The organism is Mesorhizobium subarcticum (genome assembly GCF_055456085.1).
The window spans coordinates 5,807,696-5,825,076 of the sequence record NZ_CM144237.1 but is presented as its reverse complement, the minus strand read 5'-3'; the positions used below and the strand labels follow the sequence as shown (position 1 = coordinate 5,825,076).

Here is a 17,381-nt window from a genome sequence, read left to right as displayed (position 1 = left end):
ATGACGCGCAAGCAGAAACGGTTGTCAGTGATTTTGGGTGGACTGGCCTTCCTCGGCGCCGCCACCGGGCTGACCTTCTACGCGCTTGGCCAGAAGGCGTCCTATTTTTACATGCCGGCCGAGATCACCACGGCAAGCGTCCAGCCCGGCCAGCGTATCAGACTCGGCGGTCTGGTCGAAAAGGGCACGGTCCAGCGCGGGCAGGGCGCGACTGTCGCCTTTTCGGTTACGGATACGCACCAATCGGTCAAGGTGACCTATACCGGCATCCTGCCCGACCTTTTCCGCGAAGGGCAGGGCGTCATCACCGAGGGCACTTTCGGCCCGGACGGCGTCTTCATTGCCGACAGCGTGCTGGCCAAGCATGATGAGCGCTACATGCCCAAGGAAGTGGCCGACGGCCTGAAGGCCAAGGGCGTTTGGCAGGAGAGCAAGAGTGAGTGACGGGGATGGTTGAAACCGGACATTTCGCCCTGGTCCTGGCGTTTGCGCTTTCGCTGGTGCAGATGATCGTGCCGATGTTCGGCGCGCGCCTCAACAACCAGCGCCTGATGGCTGTTGGCGGTCCTGTCGCGGTGACCGGCTTTGCCCTGACGGCGCTGTCTTTCGTCGCCCTGGCGAGTGCCTATGCGTACTCCGATTTCTCGGTGGCGAGTGTGTGGGAAAACTCGCACTCGCTGCAGCCGCTGATCTACAAGATCACCGGAACCTGGGGCAATCATGAAGGCTCGATGCTGCTCTGGGTGCTGATCCTGACCTTTTTCGGCGCCCTTGTCGCCGCTTTCGGCTCCAATTTGCCGGCCACGCTGCGGGCCAATGTGCTGGCTGTGCAAGGCGCCATTGGCGCTGCCTTCTTCCTGTTCATCCTGGCGACATCCAACCCCTTCGTCCGGCTCAATCCAGCGCCCATCGAAGGCCGTGACCTGAACCCGGTCCTGCAGGATCTCGGCCTCGCCATTCATCCGCCGCTGCTCTATCTCGGCTATGTCGGCTTCTCGATCTGCTTCTCCTTCTCGGTCGCAGCCCTCATCGAGGGCCGGATCGACGCCTCCTGGGCGCGCTGGGTGCGGCCGTGGACACTGGTCGCCTGGATGTTCCTGACCGGCGGCATAGCCATGGGCTCGTACTGGGCCTATTACGAGCTGGGCTGGGGCGGTTTCTGGTTCTGGGATCCGGTCGAGAACGCTTCGTTCATGCCGTGGCTGGCGGGCACCGCCCTGCTGCATTCGGCCATCGTCATGGAAAAGCGCTCGGCGCTGAAGATCTGGACGCTGCTGCTCGCCATCCTCACCTTCTCGCTGTCGCTGCTCGGCACTTTCCTGGTGCGCTCGGGCGTGCTCACCTCCGTGCACGCCTTCGCCACCGATCCGACGCGCGGTGTCTTCATCCTGTGCATTTTGACACTGTTCATCGGCGGCTCGCTGGCATTGTTTGCGCTGCGCGCCTCGAAATTGACGGCCGGCGGCCTGTTCCACCCCATCTCGCGCGAAGGCGCGCTCGTCCTCAACAATCTGTTCCTGACCACAGCGACCGCCACCGTGCTCGTCGGCACGCTCTATCCGCTGGCGTTGGAGGCGCTCACCGGCGACAAGATCTCGGTCGGGGCACCCTTCTTCGACCTCACCTTCGGCCCCTTGATGCTGCCGCTTCTGGCCATCGTGCCGTTCGGGCCGCTGCTGGCATGGAAGCGTGGCGATGTCTTCGCCGCATCGCAACGCCTGATGGCGGCCTTCGCAGTAGCGCTGGCGGCGATGCTGGTCACCGGCCTGTTTATCGACGGTGCGTCGGTTTTCGCCGCCCTCGGCATCGGCCTTGCCGTCTGGCTGGTTGCTGGCGCGCTCACCGACCTTGCCGTCAAGTCCGGGGTCGGATCTGTCGCACCGGCCGTCATGTTCAGGCGCTTCGCCGGCCTGCCGCGCTCGGTCTTCGGCACGGCATTGGCCCATCTCGGCCTCGGCCTGACCTTGCTCGGCATCGTCGCCACGCTCTCCTTCGGCACTGAGAAGATCCTCACCATGCGCGCCGGCGAGACGGTGGAATTGTCAGGCCATACGCTGCGTTTCGTCGGGCTTTATCCGGCGCAAGGGCCAAACTACAGCGAGGACCGTGGTCGCTTCGAACTGATCGGCGCCGACGGAAACGCGGCTGGTGAAATCACCTCGGCCAAGCGCTTCTTCCCCGTGCGCCAGATGACGACGACAAAGTCCGGCATCAAGACACTCTGGTTCAGTCAGCTCTATCTCTCGCTCGGTGATGAGAACAAGGATGGCTCGGTCGTGGTGCGCCTGTGGTGGAAACCGCTGGTGACGCTGATCTGGGGCGGCGGCCTGGTGATGATGGCGGGCGCTGCCATGTCGCTGATGGACAGGCGCCTGCGTGTCGGCGCGCCCTCGCGCCGGCGCAAGCAGGCGAGCGCCGTGGCGCCCGCGACCCTGCCATGAACGCACGCCTTTCATTAACCTCGATTGTCCTACTGTTGGCGCTGTTCTTCGCCGGCTCTGCCTTGGCGGTGAAGCCTGACGAGATGCTGGCGGATCCGGCGCTCGAGGCGAGGGCGCGGGCACTGTCGGAAGGCCTGCGCTGCATGGTCTGCCAGAACCAGTCGATCGACGAATCCGATGCCGATCTTGCCCGCGATTTGCGCATCCTGGTGCGCCAGCGCCTCGTCGCCGGCGATACCAACCAGCAGGTTATGGACTATGTCGTGTCGCGTTACGGCGAATTCGTGCTGCTGAAGCCCCGTTTCGACCTGCGCAACGCACTGCTTTGGGGCACGCCCGTACTGTTGCTGCTGGTCGGAGGCGTATTCATTGTGCTGACAGCGCGGTCGCGCCGGACACTGGCGACAAAGTCCCTGTCGTCAGAGGAACAGGTGGCATTGGATGCCATCCTTCACCGCGACTGACGGCGGCGACCGCTCCGCCAACATTACCAAAGTTTCATGTGTCGGAAATGGCGCCGTAATGTGCGCCTCTCTAATTCTCTCTCCCCGAGGATGCCGATCAAGCAGCGTCCGTTTGAAAGAGGATAAGAGATCCATGAATATTGCCCCCAATTCATATTCCAGAACCCGCAAGCGTTTCCTGGCTGCTGCCGCTTCCGTCGCCGTTGCCGGCGTGATCGGCGTTGGCGCGCTGACCAGTGGAACCAGTCCCGTTCTGGCCGACGCCGTACGCGTCGAGGCGCCGCAGGTGCAAGGCTTTGCGGATGTCGTCGAGCGCGTTTCGCCCGCCGTCGTCAGCGTCAAGGTGAAGGCCAAGATCCAGCCGACCGCCGATGATGGCTCCGATGATCAGGACGGTCTGGATAATCTTCCCAACAATCCGCAGTTGCGGCGCTTCTTCAAGGAGTTCCGCGGCTTCGGCGACCAGAATGGCCAGAACGATGACGGTCATCGCCGCTTCGGTAACCGCGACCGCAACAACGACCAGCCGCGGCCGGTGGCGCAGGGCTCCGGTTTCTTCATTTCCGAGGACGGCTACCTCGTCACCAACAACCATGTCGTAGAGGAAGGCACCGCTTTCACCGTGGTGACCAGTGACGGCAAGGAACTCGATGCCAAGCTGGTCGGCACCGACCCTCGCACCGACCTCGCCGTGCTCAAGGTCGATGGTGGCGGCAAGTTCACCTATGTCGACTTCGCCGACGATTCCAAGGTTCGGGTCGGCGACTGGGTCGTGGCGGTCGGCAATCCGTTCGGTCTCGGCGGCACCGTCACCGCCGGCATCGTCTCGGCGCGCGGCCGTGACATCGGCGCTGGACCTTATGACGATTTCCTCCAGATCGACGCCTCGGTCAACCGCGGCAATTCGGGCGGCCCGACCTTCAATCTCAACGGCCAGGTGGTGGGCATCAACACGGCGATCTTCTCGCCTTCCGGCGGCAGCGTCGGCATCGCCTTCGACATTCCGGCCTCGACCGCCAAGCAGGTTGTCGAAGACCTGATGAAAAGTGGTGCGGTTCAGCGCGGCTGGCTCGGCGTCGAGATCCAGCCGGTCACATCAGACATCGCCGAATCACTTGGTCTGAAGTCCAACAATGGCGCGTTGGTGTCGAGCGCCCAGGACGACGGCCCAGGCAAGAAGGCCGGCATAACAGCCGGTGACGTGATCACCCAGGTCGAGGGCAAGGACGTCGCATCGCCGAAGGAACTCGCCCGCTTGATTGGCGCTTATTCGCCAGGCAAATTGGTCGACGTCACTGTCTGGCGGGACGGCAAGAGCCAGACCATCAAGGTCGATCTCGGCAAGCTGCCGGCAAGTGACAAGCAGGCCTCGAATGACCAGCAACAGCAGCCCGCCGCTCCGGCAAAGCCCGACACGCTTGCCGATCTCGGCCTCAAAGTCACCAAATCTGAAAACGGCAAGGGTCTTGTCGTGACCGATGTCGATCCCGACAGCGATGCCGCCGATCGTGGCATCCAGCCGGGTGACGTCATCACCGCGGTCAATTCGACAGAAGTGAATGGCGCCGACGACATCACCAAGGCGATGACCGAAGCGGTGAAATCCGGCCGCAAGGCAGTGCTGATGCAGATCACCCGCGACGACAACAACCGCTTCGTCGCGCTGCCCGTCGCCAAGGGCTGACAACGACTTTTCCGATGCGGCGGTTTCAAACACCCCCGAGCCGCCGCATGGGAAAGCATGGAGCCGGGTACGTTAGTCAGTCATCGTGCTCTCCTCCAGCGGCAGCGGGCCTCCCATCGCCCGCTGCCGCACATTTTGAAAGCCTACCCAAAACGCTCCCTCGGGTCTGGGCCGAGAGGATGTGGTGATTGCAGGATCATGCCTGAACACAGGCATGTCCGGGATGAAGATAATCAGAGAACAAGATTTTATCGCGCGCGGTCTCGATCATCTTGATCGCGATGCGCTTTGGCAAAGGCTAAAATGCAGATGCCTACTACTCAACCTTCCAGCGAAATCGCGTATAACGGTCCTATGAAGATTCTTGTCATAGAAGATGACCGCGAGGCTGCGGATTATCTGCAGAAAGCCTTTGCCGAGGCCGGTCATACCGCGCATGTCGCCGGTGATGGCGAAACCGGCTTCGCGCTGGCGGACGCCGGTGACTATGACGTGATGGTCATCGACCGGATGATGCCGCGCCGAGACGGCCTGTCGGTCATTGCCGGCCTTAGATCGCGGGGCAACACCACACCGGTGCTGATCCTGTCGGCACTGGGTGAGGTCGATGACCGGGTCACGGGTCTGCGCGCCGGCGGCGATGATTATCTGACCAAGCCCTACGCATTCTCCGAACTTCTGGCCCGCGTCGAGGTGTTGAACCGCCGCGCCAGCGCCAAGGAGACCGAAACCGTCTACCGGGTTGGCGACCTTGAACTCGACAGGCTGTCGCATTCGGTCCGCCGGGCGGCGCGCGAGATCACGCTGCAGCCGCGCGAATTCCGCCTGCTCGAATATCTGATGCGTCATGCCGGCCAAGTGGTGACGCGCACCATGCTGCTCGAAAATGTCTGGGATTATCATTTCGATCCGCAGACCAATGTCATCGATGTTCACGTCTCGCGGCTGCGCGGCAAGATCGAGAAAGGCTTCGACAAGCCTATTCTGCATACGGTTCGCGGCGCCGGCTATATGCTGAAGGGCGGCTAGCGACAGCATGGCTCTTTCCGTGCCCGCCATCATGAAGACGACGGCTGCGCGGCTTTCGGCGCTCTACTTCCTGCTTTTCGCGCTGTGCGCCGTGCTGCTGGTTTTCTACATGACATCGCTGTCAGCGAGCATGCTGACCGGGCAGACGCAGGACACAATCAATGATGAAGTAATAGGCTTGGCCCGCGCCTACAAAAAGGGCGGCCTGCCGTTGCTGGTGCGCGTGGTCGAAAACCGCTCGCGTCAGCCCGGCGCCAATCTCTATCTGATCGCCGACGCCAATGGCCAGATCCTGACCGGCAATGTGCAGGCCCTGGAACCTGGTGTGATCGATACCGAGGGCTGGACGACCGAGCCGTTCTCCTACAAGCGCTTTGGCGAAGGCGAGCTCGACCGTCTGCGCAGCGGGACGTCCGACCAGACGACGTCTCCTGCAACTGGCGACAACGCAGCGCCGCAGGCCGAAGGCGAGAAGGGTCACAACGCCATTGCGCTGGTGCTCCGGCTGCCCAACCAGATGATCCTGCTGGTCGGCCGCGATCTTGGCGAACCGGAGCGCTTCCGCGCCGTCATCCGCCGCGCCCTGATGCTGGCGCTTGGCATGATGGGGCTCGGCGGACTGCTCATCTGGTTCTTTGTCGGCCGCGCCGCGCTGAAGCGCATCGACAGCGTGTCGGAGGCGAGCCGCCGCATCATGGGCGGCGACCTCTCGGGCCGGCTGCCGGTGACCGGCGCCGGCGACGAGTTCGACCGGCTCTCCGAAAACCTCAATGCCATGCTGGCGAGGATCGCCACGCTCAACGAAGGCCTGAAGCAGGTTTCCGACAACATCGCGCATGATCTGAAGACGCCGCTGACCCGGCTGCGCAACCGGGCCGAAGCGACGCTTTCCGGCAAGCACAAGCCAGCCGATTACCGTCAGGCGCTGGAAGGCACGATTACCGAGTCCGATCAGCTGATAAAGACCTTCAATGCCATCCTGATGATCTCCCGGCTGGAGGCCGGATATTCTTCCGAACACACCAACCGCGTCGATCTGGCGGCGGCCGTGCGTGATGTCGTCGAGCTCTACGAGCCGGTGGCGGAGGAGGCCGGCGTTTTGCTCGAAGGAGCGGTGAATGGTGCTTTTCTGGTCGACGGCAACCGCGAATTGATTGGCCAGGCGCTGTCCAACATCGTCGACAATGCGATCAAATATTCGACGGACTCCACGTCCAAACCCACGGTCCGTGTGGCGCTCGAGCGGACCCATGGCGAGATCAGGCTTTCCGTCGCCGACAACGGCCAGGGCATTCCCGACGATGCTGATCGGGCCCGGGCGACCGAGCGTTTCGTGCGGCTGGAGAAGAGCCGTTCTCAGCCCGGCTCCGGTCTTGGCCTCAGCCTCGCCAAGGCGGTCATGAGCTTCCACTATGGCCGGCTTGATCTCCTGCCTGGCAATCCAGGACTATCCGTGGTCATGAGTTTCCCTGCACGGGAGGATCATTGATGGCTGCGGTCGCGAAACGGACGGCTACGGACTGGTTGCTGAAGCCGGCGGTTGGGCTTGTCCCTCTCGACGAAGCCCGCGCGCGGCAGGAACTGGCCGAAATCGCTGCGGCGGCACGCGAAGAAGGGCTGACGCGGCTGGCCAGGTTTCTGAGCGGCAAGGGCGAGGGCCAGGATTTTCTCGCCGCCGTCTTCGACCTCTCCCCATTCCTGCGGGACATGGCGCGGCGCCGGCCTCGGATTCTGGATGCTCTTTTCGACCAGCCGGTCGAGGTTCGCCTCAAAGCGATCGCCAACGCGATCGATAAGGCGCCTTTGGCTGAGATGGTTTCCGAATCCAGCCTGATGATGGAGCTGCGTCAATGCAAGGCCGAGGCGCATTTCCTGATCGCGCTCGCCGATCTCGCTGGTGAGGCAGAAACATCTCTTACGGTGCGGCGGTTGAGCAACCTTGCCGATGCCTGCACTCGTGCAGCCGTTGACTTCCTGCTGCGTGATGCGCATGGCCAAGGCAAGCTCAAACTGCCGGACCTCGACAACCCGTCGCGGCAATCGGGCTGGATCCTGCTCGGCATGGGCAAGCTTGGCGCGCATGAGCTGAATTTCTCCTCCGACATCGATCTCGTCGTCTTCTTCGATCCGGAAGCGCCTGCCGTGGTCGATCCTCTCGACGCAACCGAACTGTTTTCGCGGCTGACGCGACGGCTGGTCCGGATACTGCAGGACCGCACCGAGCACGGCTATGTCTTCCGGACCGATCTGAGGTTGCGCCCCGATCCCGGTTCGACCCCGCTGGCGATCCCTGTCGAAGCAGCCCTGCGCTACTACGAGGCGCGCGGCCAGAACTGGGAGCGAGCGGCGATGATCAAGGCGCGTGCGGTGGCCGGCGATCCGGCTGCGGGTGCCGCCTTCCTCAAGGAGCTTCAGCCCTATATCTGGCGCAAATACATGGACTACGCGGCGATTGCCGACGTCCATTCGATCAAGCGCCAGATCCACGCCCACAAGGGCCACGGCGAGATCGCGGTGAAGGGCCACAACGTCAAGCTCGGACGCGGTGGCATCCGCGAGATCGAGTTCTTCGTCCAGACACAGCAACTCATCGCCGGCGGCCGCTTCCCGGAACTGCGCGGCCGCGAGACGGTGCCAATGCTTGGCCAGCTTGCCGCGCGTGGCTGGATCACATCAGACGCGCGTGACGCACTCGCCCGCCAATACTGGTTCCTGCGCCGCGTCGAACACGCCGTGCAGATGGTGGCCGACGAGCAGACGCACACGCTGCCGGAAGACGATGAAGGGCTGGAGCGGATCGCCCGCATGCTGGGTTTTGCCGATGCGGCTGCCTTTTCGCTGGCGTTCCGCGCCTCGTTGCAGCAGGTCGAGCGCCATTATGCGGCGCTGTTCGAGACGGCGCCGGAGCTTTCGGCGGGCATCGGCAATCTGGTCTTCACCGGTGATGTCGATGATCCAGACACGTTGCAGACCCTGCATGGTCTCGGCTTCCAGCGGCCGAGCGACATCTGCCGTGTCATCCGTGGCTGGCATTTCGGCCGCTATCGCGTCACCCGGTCGGCGGAGGCGCGCGAGCGGCTGACGGAGTTGACGCCGGCCTTGCTGCGCGCTTTCGGCCAGACACGCCGGGCGGACGAAGCCTTGATCCGCTTCGACGAGTTCCTTGCCGGTCTGCCCGCCGGCATCCAACTGTTCTCGCTGCTCCAATCCAACCCGCCTTTGCTCAAGCTGATAGCGACGATCATGGGCGCCGCGCCCCGGCTGGCGGCGATCATCACCCGCCGCCCGCATGTCTTCGATGGCCTGCTTGACCCGGCCTTGCTGACAGAGTTGCCGGACCGCGCCTATTTGTCCGCGCGACTTTCCGCCTTTCTTGAGGGCGACCGGCTCTATGAAGACGTGCTCGACCGGCTGCGCATCTTTGCCTCGGAACAGAAGTTCCTGATCGGCGTGCGGCTGCTTGCCGGCTCGATTGACCCGGCCAGGGCTGGCCGCGCTTTCTCCGATCTCGCCGATCTTACCATTGAGGCGGCTCTAGGGGCGGTGTCGGCCGAATTCGCGGCGCGCCACGGCACGATCGCCGGCGGCGTGGTTTCGTTGCTGGGCATGGGCAAGCTCGGCAGCCGCGAATTGACCGCGGGGTCGGATGTCGACCTCATCCTGCTCTACGATCACGCTGCGGACGCCGAGGATTCCAACGGTGACAAGCCGCTGGCGCCTTCGCACTACTACACCCGCATGACGCAGCGGCTGATCTCGGCCGTATCCGCGCCGACGGCGGAAGGGGTGCTCTATGAGCTCGACCTGCGGCTGCGACCGTCGGGCAACAAGGGGCCGGTGGCCACCCACATCGATGCCTTCAAGAAATATCAGCGCCAGGAGGCCTGGACCTGGGAGCACATGGCGCTGTCGCGGGCGCGTGCAATCGCCGGCGATGGCGGTCTGTGCGCCGAGGTCGAAGCGGAAGTGGCGGCCGTGCTTGACCAGCCGCGCGACGCCGCAAAAGTGAGGGCGGAAGCCTCGGACATGCGCGCCATGATCGAGACGGAAAAGCCGCCACGCGATCTCTGGGACATCAAGCTGATCCCCGGAGGACTGATCGATCTCGAATTCATCGCCCAGGTGGCTCTCATCACCGGGCAGGTCGAGGCTGGGCCACGCGTCACCGGTACAGCCGAGATCCTGTCTCGCTTGACACCGCGCTTCGCCGATGCCGGAGTCAGGCAGGAACTTGCCGATGCTTATGCGCTCTATCTGGCGCTGACCCAGATGACGCGGCTGTGCCTCACCGGCGCTTTTGAGCGCGACGATGTTCCGCCAGGGCTTTCGGATTTGCTTCTGGCGGTCACCGACCTGCCGGATTTCGGTGTGCTGGAAGCGCACCTCAAGGAGACGTCGCAAAAGGTCAGGAAGGACTTTGACCTTTTGCTTCGTGCCGGACGACCGTGAAATAGCGGGTCCGGCCGCATCGGGGGTGACGATGCAACAGGAGAAGACCATGAGAAAGTCAACCAAACTCGCATTTGCCTTCATCGCTCTCGCCGGCGCCGTCGGCAGCGCGGCGCACGCCGAAAACATCGACAGCGCAAAGATTCGCGAGCGCACGATGATGCGTCTCGACAGGGCGATGGATGACAATGGCGGCACCATCACCTTCGACCAATTCTCCGATGCAATGAACGCCCGGCTGAAGAAGCTCGTCGCCGACAATGGCGGCAAGCTGACCGTCGCCCAACTTGCCGACGCACTGGAGAAGGCCCGCTTCGAGCGGATGGCCAGCCGCATCATTGCCCGCTACGACACCAGGGGCGATGGCACGCTGACCTCAGATGACATCACCGGTCGCGAGAAGAAGGTCTTCGCCATGCTCGACAAGAACAATGACGGCAAGATCGAGAAGAGCGAACTGCCGAAGGGCAGGCGTTTTGGCCATCATCGCCAATCGGATGACGACGACAGCGTGGAGTGAACGTGATCCTGGAAACTCTGGCGGCGTCAGTCGCCGGAGCTTTTCGCAACTCAAGCGATCTCGCGGCTACTCTGTTCGCCGAACCTGCCGAAGCGCGCGGCTTGCGTGAGCCTGCAAAATCCTGTCGCGCAGATAGGCATAGAAGCGCGGCGGCAAGCATGCCATAGTCAAAGCGGGATGGCTTGCTGCCTGCAATGGGCCTCAGGTCGGGACCTGGCCAGAGGAAATCATTGGTTTCGGTCACGACGATCCATGACGGCGTTTCATCGAGCCTGAGATAGGCCTTGAGTGGCGCAGGTATCTCGATCGCATCGGCAGGGTCAGCCGGTGGTGAGTGTGTGATTGGAACCACCGTTACGACCTCGCGGCCCTCCACGATCCGTCGAGCGGCGACAATGGCGCAAGGCCGGCTTTTGCGGCCTTCCTCCGCACCTCCTTGGTATTCTCTCACCCAGAGGTACGAATAGGATATCACCAGGCCGGGGATAGGCTTGGGCAGGCTCACGGCGTCCAGTCTTTGAGCATTGCGTCAAGCCCGGCATATTCGGTAGGGACGGCGCTTTCGGCGACTGCGCTTAGCGTCTGGTCGTCCAGTTCTTCCACCGGACGGGCGACCCGCCCCTTGACCAGAACCTCGAACATTGCCGCCGACAACAGCACTGTGTGAGTCCGGCCATTCTTTGTGATCGCGACCGGCGCACGCTGGGCGGCGTCCTGGAAGCGCCCGACATTCTGCTGGAATTCCGTTGATGTGACGCGCATGATAAATCCTCTTCTTATCTAAAATAGATAGAATGGATAATTTTGTCAAAGCATCCCGCCTTGCGCTCACGGCGGAATGGGAGAGAAAATTCTGGTATTCAAGCCGCCGCTTTGACCGCCGCCAGAGCCCTCTTCACCGGTATGCGAACCGACACGATGGTGCCGACGCCCTCGGTCGAACGGATCTTCAGCGCGCCGCCCTGGAGCTCGGCGAGCGAGCGCGAGATGGCGAGGCCAAGGCCTGATCCGGCGTGGTTCTTGGAAAACTGGTTCTGCACCTGTTCGAACGGCCGCCCGAGCTTGCCGAGCGCCGCTTTCGGGATGCCGCAGCCATTGTCTTCGATCGTCAGCACCAACGCGCCTGATGTGTTGCGGGCCCGGACCGATATGTGTCCGCCCTGGCCGGTGAACTTCACCGCGTTGGACAGGAGGTTGATGACGATCTGCTTGATCGCCCGGCGATCGGCGAACAAAGTCAGCGCGTCGGCGATACGCGTTTCGACGGTGATCGCCTTTTGCGCGGCCTGCAGCGAGACGACGCGGACCGTCTCGCTGATCAGCGGCCCGAGATCGATCTGCTCCTGGTCCAGCGAGAACTGGCCAGCCTCGATCTTGGACATGTCGAGAATGTCGTTGATGACGCCGAGCAGATATTTGCCGCTGCTGTTGATGTCGGTGGCGTACTCCTCGTAGCGCTCCGAGCCGAGCGGGCCGAACAGCCCCTGTTCCATTAGTTCGGAGAAGCCGATGATGGCGTTCAGCGGGGTGCGCAGTTCATGCGACATGTTGGCCAGGAATTCGGATTTGGCCCGGTTCGCCGCTTCGGCGCGTTCGGTTTCCTTCATGTATTTGCGGTTGAGGTCGACCAGCTCACTGGAGCGCTCCTCTTCGGAGCGCCTGGCGAGGCTGAGATCATGGATCGTTGCCATCAGCCTGCGTTCGCTCTCGACCAGCTTTTCCTGGTGCAGCTTGATCTGGGTGATGTCGGATCCGACCGAGACGATGCCGCCGTCCCTGGTCCTGAGTTCGTTGACCTGCAGCCAGCGGCCGTCATTCAGCTGGCGCTCGAAAGTGGCGCCGCCTTGCGGACCATTGGTGTTGGCGAGCCGGCGCTCGGAAGCAAAGGCAAGCATCCGCTCTTCCAGAGACGCGCGCGTCACGCCCGGCATCACGTCGCGATCCGAGAGCCCGTTGTCCTGCTGGTATTTGGAGTTGCACATGATCAGGCGCTGGGCCGAATCCCAAAGCACGAAGGATTCATTGATGTTCTCGATCGCGGTCCGGAGGCGAAGATCGGCCGCCTCGGACCGCAGCGCCAGATGGCGCTGCTCGGTGACGTCGACGGCGATGCCGATCAGCTGGATTTCCGGCGCTTCCGGATCCATGACCTGTGCACGAGCGCGCATCCACACCCATTGGCCATCGGCATGCCGCATCCGGAACACCTGGTCGATATGGTCGATCTCGCGGGCAACAATTTTGTTGGCGAGCTCGAACAGGTCGCCATCCTCGGGGTGGATGATCTCGTCAACCTCGCCGAAGGACAGCATTGTGTCGCAGGGTTCGTAGCCCAGCATGTCGTACATCGAGCGCGACCAGTACATCTTGCCGCGCACCATGTCCCAGTCCCACAGGCCGCAGCGGCCGCGAACCAGCGCCATGTCGATGCGCTGATGCGCTTCGACATAGATGCGGTCGGCGGCCTGCGCCCGCGCCGCCTGCCCGAAATAGGCATAAAGGATGATGATCAGCACGCCGGCGGTCAGCACGAACAGGGTGACGTTCAGCGAGACAGTTTTGCGCCAGGCGTCGAAGACCGCGTCCTGCGGTACCAAAGCCGCCGCGGCACCCTTCTGGTCCTTGGCCACGCTGACCGCGGCGTACCAGTCCTGTCCGCCGATGCTGACCTCCATGACGCCGGCGCGATCACCGAACATGAACAGGGGCTGACCGCCTTCGACGAGGCCGTCGAGGGCATGGCCTTGCCAGGGCATCGAGCGCGGCGTCACTGCGGTGATCTTGAAGGCGCCGTCGGTGATGACGAGCACATGGCTGCGGCCCATCGCGCCCTGACGGCTGGTGGTTTCCAGCAGATCCTGAACGGCGCCGGGCACGGTATCCGAGGTCGTGGCCAGAGCACTGGCGAGCTGTGCCGCCGCCAGCGTCAGGATCGCCTTGGCATCGCGCTCGACATCGTCGCGCTCATTCATCAGTGACAGCACGCGCAGCGCCGCGATGACGAGCAGGAAGATGATGATCAGGGCCGGTATCGACCGGCGCAGCAGCGGTTCGGCGGCCAGAAGCCGCTTGTAGGCCGGTTCGGCAATGAGCCGCGTATTCCCGGCAAGGCCATCACTGCGCATCTCGCGACGCGCAAAAGCCATCCCACCGGGCGCGCCCCACGCGTCCGCCTTCGCCATAAATGGCACTCCCCGAATTTGCCTATGCTGCTTGGTGATCCGGCAAACACCGCACATCCGAATCGTCAGTAAAGAATCAAACGTGATTCGCCTTGTCCAGTGGTCCGGAGAAAAAAGATTAAAAATCGACTAAAATAATGCCGAAGTGGTCCGATGCGCATGTGGAGCACGACCAGAAGACGAGTTGGAGAAGATCGAAACCGATCTGGAGCCTTCCTTGACAAACTGTAGTTTATAAACTACAGTTTGATATGATCGATCTGAAGCAGACCGAAACGTTCCGAAAATGGTGGACGCGGCTAAAGGATGAGCGCGCTCGTGGCGCGATCTTTGCCCGGCTCGACCGTCTTGCCCTATGGGAATGCGGGAGACGTTGAGCCCGTGGGTGAGGGGATAAGCGAGCTGCGTATCCACTATGGTCCCGGCTACCGCGTCTATTTTCAGAAGCGGGGCAACACGGTCATCGTCCTGCTATGCGGCGGCGACAAAGGCACCCAGAAAAAGGACATCAAGACGGCGAAACGTCTGGCACAAGAATGGAGCGAATGAGATGGCTGAAAAACTGACGAGCGTTGATCCGGCTGAGGGCCTGACCTCCGATGAAGCGATTGCGGCGTTCATGGCAGAGGCGTTTGCTTCCGAAGATTCCGGCTATATCGCGCATGCGCTGGGTGTCGTTGCTCGCGCCAAGGGCATGGCGCAAATAGCGAGCCAGACGGGACTTTCGCGTGAACAGCTTTATCGTTCATTCAGTGAGAACGGCAATCCGACCTTGAAAACGACAATTGCCGTGATGAAGGCCCTTGGAATTGAGTTGACTGCAAAGGCACAGCCCCACCGGCCGGTTTGATAGACGCCCGGTCGTTGAAGCTTCCCATGATCAGCAGAGTTTGCACTCACGCCAGAGTGCGCTCGACAATATCGCGCAGATCCGCCGACAGGTTTTCGGCACTGGCGATCGAAAGCAGCGCTTCCCGGGCCTTGGCTTGCCGGCCCGGTTCGAGCGAACGCCATGACCTCAGCGCTGTCGCCAGCCTTGCCGCCACTTGCGGATTGCGTTTTTCGACCTCAAGCACCGTTTGCGTAAAGAACCGGTAGCCTTCGCCGTCAGCGCGGTGGAAGCCGGTCTGGTTGGCGCTGGAGAATGTGCCGATCAGCGAGCGCACCCGGTTTGGATTGCCCATCGAGAAGGCCGGGTGAGCGGCCAGAGCACGCACTGTGTCCACAGCCTGCGGTCCCGGCACGCTGGCCTGGATCTGGAACCATTTGTCCATCACCAGCGGATCGGACCCATAAGTCGCCTCGAATGCGGCCAGCGCCTCGATGGCCTCGGGCGAGCCGTGGTGGCGATGAGCAAGCGCGCCAAGAGCGGCTGCGCGGTCGGTCATGTTGGTCGCGAACTGGAAATGCCCGGCGGCCAGCGCAGCGCCGCCAGGCTGTAACGCGAGATAGTCGAGCAGTGTGTTGCGCAAGGCTCGCCGTCCGGCACTCGCCGCATCGGGGCTGAACGCGGCTTGGTCGGCAAGGCCGCCATAGAGGTCCAGGAAAGCCTCGCGGTCTGCATTGCCGATTGCGCGCGCCAGCGCTTCGCGGGCCGCATAGATGGCATCGGGATCAATGTTCTTGCCGATATCGCGGGCGATGTCGGCCTCGCCGGGCAGCGCCAGCGCCAAGGCCCGGTAGGCCGGCTCCAGCGTCTCGTCACCCGCGATGCTGCCGGCGAGCTCGGTCAGCCGCGTCGCGAAGACCGGCTGCTTGCCGCCAAGGATCTCGCGGAAGGCTGCGATCAGCGCATCGGTGAGCAGCGTGTTGAACGCCTGCCAGCGCGAGAAGGCATCGCTGTCATGGCGAGCGAGGAAGAACTGGTCGTCGGCCTTCTGTTCGACCGACAGCGTCACCGGCGCCGAAAAGCCGCGGTTGAGTGACACAGCTGGGCGCTCAGTCACACCCGAGAACCGCACCACATGGCGGCGCTTACGGAGATGGATGACGCCATCCTCGACGCTGGCGCCCTCGATGCCGCTATACTCGACAGGATTGCCGCCGGTGCCGATCAGACCGAAGGCCAGCGGAATATGCATCAGCCGCTTGCGGCTTTCGGATGGTGTCGGCGGCACCGACTGTTCGATTTCGAGCGTGAATTCCTGCGCGGCCGGATTGTGCGTCGAACTGACCGTTAGATTGGGCGTGCCCGCCTGGTGGTACCACAGCGCGAACTGCGACAGGTCGCGGCCCGACGCATCCTCGAACACCTTGATGAAATCCTCGATCGTCGCCGCGTCGCCGTCATGCCGCTCGAAATAGAGGTCCATGCCGGCGCGAAAGGCCTTAGCCCCGAGGATGGTGCGGATCATGCGCACCACTTCGGAGCCCTTTTCGTAGACCGTCGCCGTGTAGAAATTGTTGATCTCGCGATAGCGGCGCGGCCGCACCGGGTGCGCCAGCGGGCCCTGATCCTCGGGGAACTGATGCGCGCGCAGCAGGCGTACCTCGGCGATGCGCTTGACCGGCCGCGAGCGCTGGTCGGCGGAGAACTCATGGTCGCGGAAGACCGTCAGCCCTTCCTTCAGGCAAAGCTGGAACCAGTCGCGGCAAGTGATTCTGTTGCCTGTCCAATTGTGGAAATATTCATGCGCGATGATCGCCTCGATATTGGCGAAATCGGCGTCCGTCGCTGTCTCCTGGTCGGCCAGCACATATTTGTCGTTGAAGATGTTGAGGCCCTTGTTCTCCATCGCGCCCATGTTGAAGTCGGACACGGCGACGATGTTGAAGACGTCGAGGTCGTATTCACGGCCAAACGCCTCTTCGTCCCATTTCATGGATCGCTTCAGTGCATCCATCGCGTAGCCGGCGAGCATTTCCTTGCCGGGCTCGACATAGATGCCGAGCTCGACCTTACGGCCGGATAGGGTGACGAAACTGTCTGCGACCCGACCGAGATTGCCGGCCACCAGCGCGAACAGATAGGACGGCTTGGGGAAGGGGTCGTGCCAGACGGCGTAATGCCAGCCGCCGCCGAGATCGCCTTTTTCTCCGGGATTGCCGTTGGACAGGAGCAGCGGCGCCTCGTCGCGCAGCGCCTCGATGCGCACGGTATAGACGGACAGGATATCGGGGCGATCGAGGAAATAGGTGATGCGGCGAAAGCCCTCGGCCTCGCACTGCGTGCAATAGACGTTGTTCGAGCGGTAGAGACCCATCAGGGCTTCGTTGTCGGCCGGCGCCAGTTCCGTCTCGATCAGCACATGAAAGCGATGCGCTGCCGGCGGCTTGAGAATGGTGAGTTGGTCAGGTGTCGCCAGCAGATCCGCCGGCTTCGCCTTCCTACCGTCGATCTCGATGCGCTTGAGCGTCAGCCCGTCACCGTCGAGCACCAATGGCGCCGACACGGACACCCCCTCGCGACGCTCAATCGTCAGTGTGGCGGTGACGATTGTGGCCTCAGGCGAAAGGCGGAAGGTGAGGTTGGTCAGCGGAATGAGATAATCGTTGGGGCGATAGTCTTCGAGTTTGAAGACCTGGCCGGTGTCCGTGCGCATTCCCTGATTTTTCCTGTCTATTGTGTTGTGAGCGGACAGTTTCCGCTGATCCAAAAAATGAAGTCCGCGC

The 17,381-nt window shown here is 62.6% G+C and carries 12 protein-coding genes and 1 pseudogene; 10 read left to right on the top strand and 3 right to left on the bottom strand.

Going from position 1 to position 17,381, the window contains the following annotated elements:
* From ccmE to ACZYHG_RS28595, 8 genes are all read left to right on the top strand, one after another.
* Positions 1-444 carry a cytochrome c maturation protein CcmE gene (gene ccmE / locus ACZYHG_RS28630; RefSeq protein WP_464611428.1) on the top strand — a complete coding sequence of 148 codons (444 nt, stop codon included), beginning with the start codon at positions 1-3 and terminating at the stop codon, positions 442-444.
* Positions 445-449: 5 nt separating this feature from the next.
* Positions 450-2,441: a heme lyase CcmF/NrfE family subunit gene (locus tag ACZYHG_RS28625; protein WP_464614811.1), complete on the top strand. Its 1,992-nt coding sequence runs from the start codon at positions 450-452 to the stop codon at positions 2,439-2,441.
* Complete coding sequence (locus ACZYHG_RS28620; protein ID WP_464611427.1) at positions 2,438-2,905, top strand: cytochrome c-type biogenesis protein; 468 nt, start codon at positions 2,438-2,440, stop codon at positions 2,903-2,905. The genes ACZYHG_RS28625 and ACZYHG_RS28620 overlap by 4 nt, the downstream gene beginning before the upstream one ends.
* Before the next feature lie 133 nt (positions 2,906-3,038).
* On the top strand, positions 3,039-4,589 hold the full coding sequence (locus tag ACZYHG_RS28615) for a Do family serine endopeptidase (protein ID WP_464611426.1): 1,551 nt from the start codon (positions 3,039-3,041) through the stop codon (positions 4,587-4,589).
* 354 nt (positions 4,590-4,943) lie between these two features.
* Positions 4,944-5,618 carry a response regulator transcription factor gene (locus ACZYHG_RS28610; RefSeq protein WP_027034371.1) on the top strand — a complete coding sequence of 225 codons (675 nt, stop codon included), beginning with the start codon at positions 4,944-4,946 and terminating at the stop codon, positions 5,616-5,618.
* 7 nt (positions 5,619-5,625) lie between these two features.
* Positions 5,626-7,107: a sensor histidine kinase gene (locus tag ACZYHG_RS28605; RefSeq protein ID WP_464611425.1), complete on the top strand. Its 1,482-nt coding sequence runs from the start codon at positions 5,626-5,628 to the stop codon at positions 7,105-7,107.
* Positions 7,107-10,067 carry a bifunctional [glutamine synthetase] adenylyltransferase/[glutamine synthetase]-adenylyl-L-tyrosine phosphorylase gene (locus ACZYHG_RS28600; RefSeq protein ID WP_464611424.1) on the top strand — a complete coding sequence of 987 codons (2,961 nt, stop codon included), beginning with the start codon at positions 7,107-7,109 and terminating at the stop codon, positions 10,065-10,067. The genes ACZYHG_RS28605 and ACZYHG_RS28600 overlap by 1 nt, the downstream gene beginning before the upstream one ends.
* 49 nt (positions 10,068-10,116) lie before the next feature.
* On the top strand, positions 10,117-10,587 hold the full coding sequence (locus ACZYHG_RS28595; protein WP_464611423.1) for an EF-hand domain-containing protein: 471 nt from the start codon (positions 10,117-10,119) through the stop codon (positions 10,585-10,587).
* A gap of 501 nt (positions 10,588-11,088) precedes the next feature.
* Here the strand turns inward: ACZYHG_RS28595 and ACZYHG_RS28590 are convergent.
* Positions 11,089-11,349 (bottom strand): type II toxin-antitoxin system prevent-host-death family antitoxin, encoded by a 261-nt coding sequence (locus tag ACZYHG_RS28590; protein WP_464611422.1) that lies wholly within the window; start codon positions 11,347-11,349, stop codon positions 11,089-11,091.
* Between the two features lie 98 nt (positions 11,350-11,447).
* The gene (locus ACZYHG_RS28585; RefSeq protein ID WP_464611421.1) at positions 11,448-13,769 is read right to left on the bottom strand and encodes a PAS domain-containing sensor histidine kinase; all 2,322 of its coding nucleotides are present in this window, start codon (positions 13,767-13,769) and stop codon (positions 11,448-11,450) included.
* A 251-nt stretch (positions 13,770-14,020) separates the two neighbouring features.
* Between ACZYHG_RS28585 and ACZYHG_RS28580 the strand changes: the two are divergent.
* Positions 14,021-14,318: pseudogene (locus ACZYHG_RS28580) on the top strand (type II toxin-antitoxin system RelE/ParE family toxin).
* A gap of 1 nt (position 14,319) precedes the next feature.
* Positions 14,320-14,619 carry an addiction module antidote protein gene (locus ACZYHG_RS28575; RefSeq protein ID WP_464611420.1) on the top strand — a complete coding sequence of 100 codons (300 nt, stop codon included), beginning with the start codon at positions 14,320-14,322 and terminating at the stop codon, positions 14,617-14,619.
* 46 nt (positions 14,620-14,665) lie between these two features.
* Here the strand turns inward: ACZYHG_RS28575 and pepN are convergent, their stop codons facing one another.
* Positions 14,666-17,311: an aminopeptidase N gene (gene pepN, locus ACZYHG_RS28570; protein ID WP_464611419.1), complete on the bottom strand. Its 2,646-nt coding sequence runs from the start codon at positions 17,309-17,311 to the stop codon at positions 14,666-14,668.
* Positions 17,312-17,381: the final 70 nt, after the last annotated feature.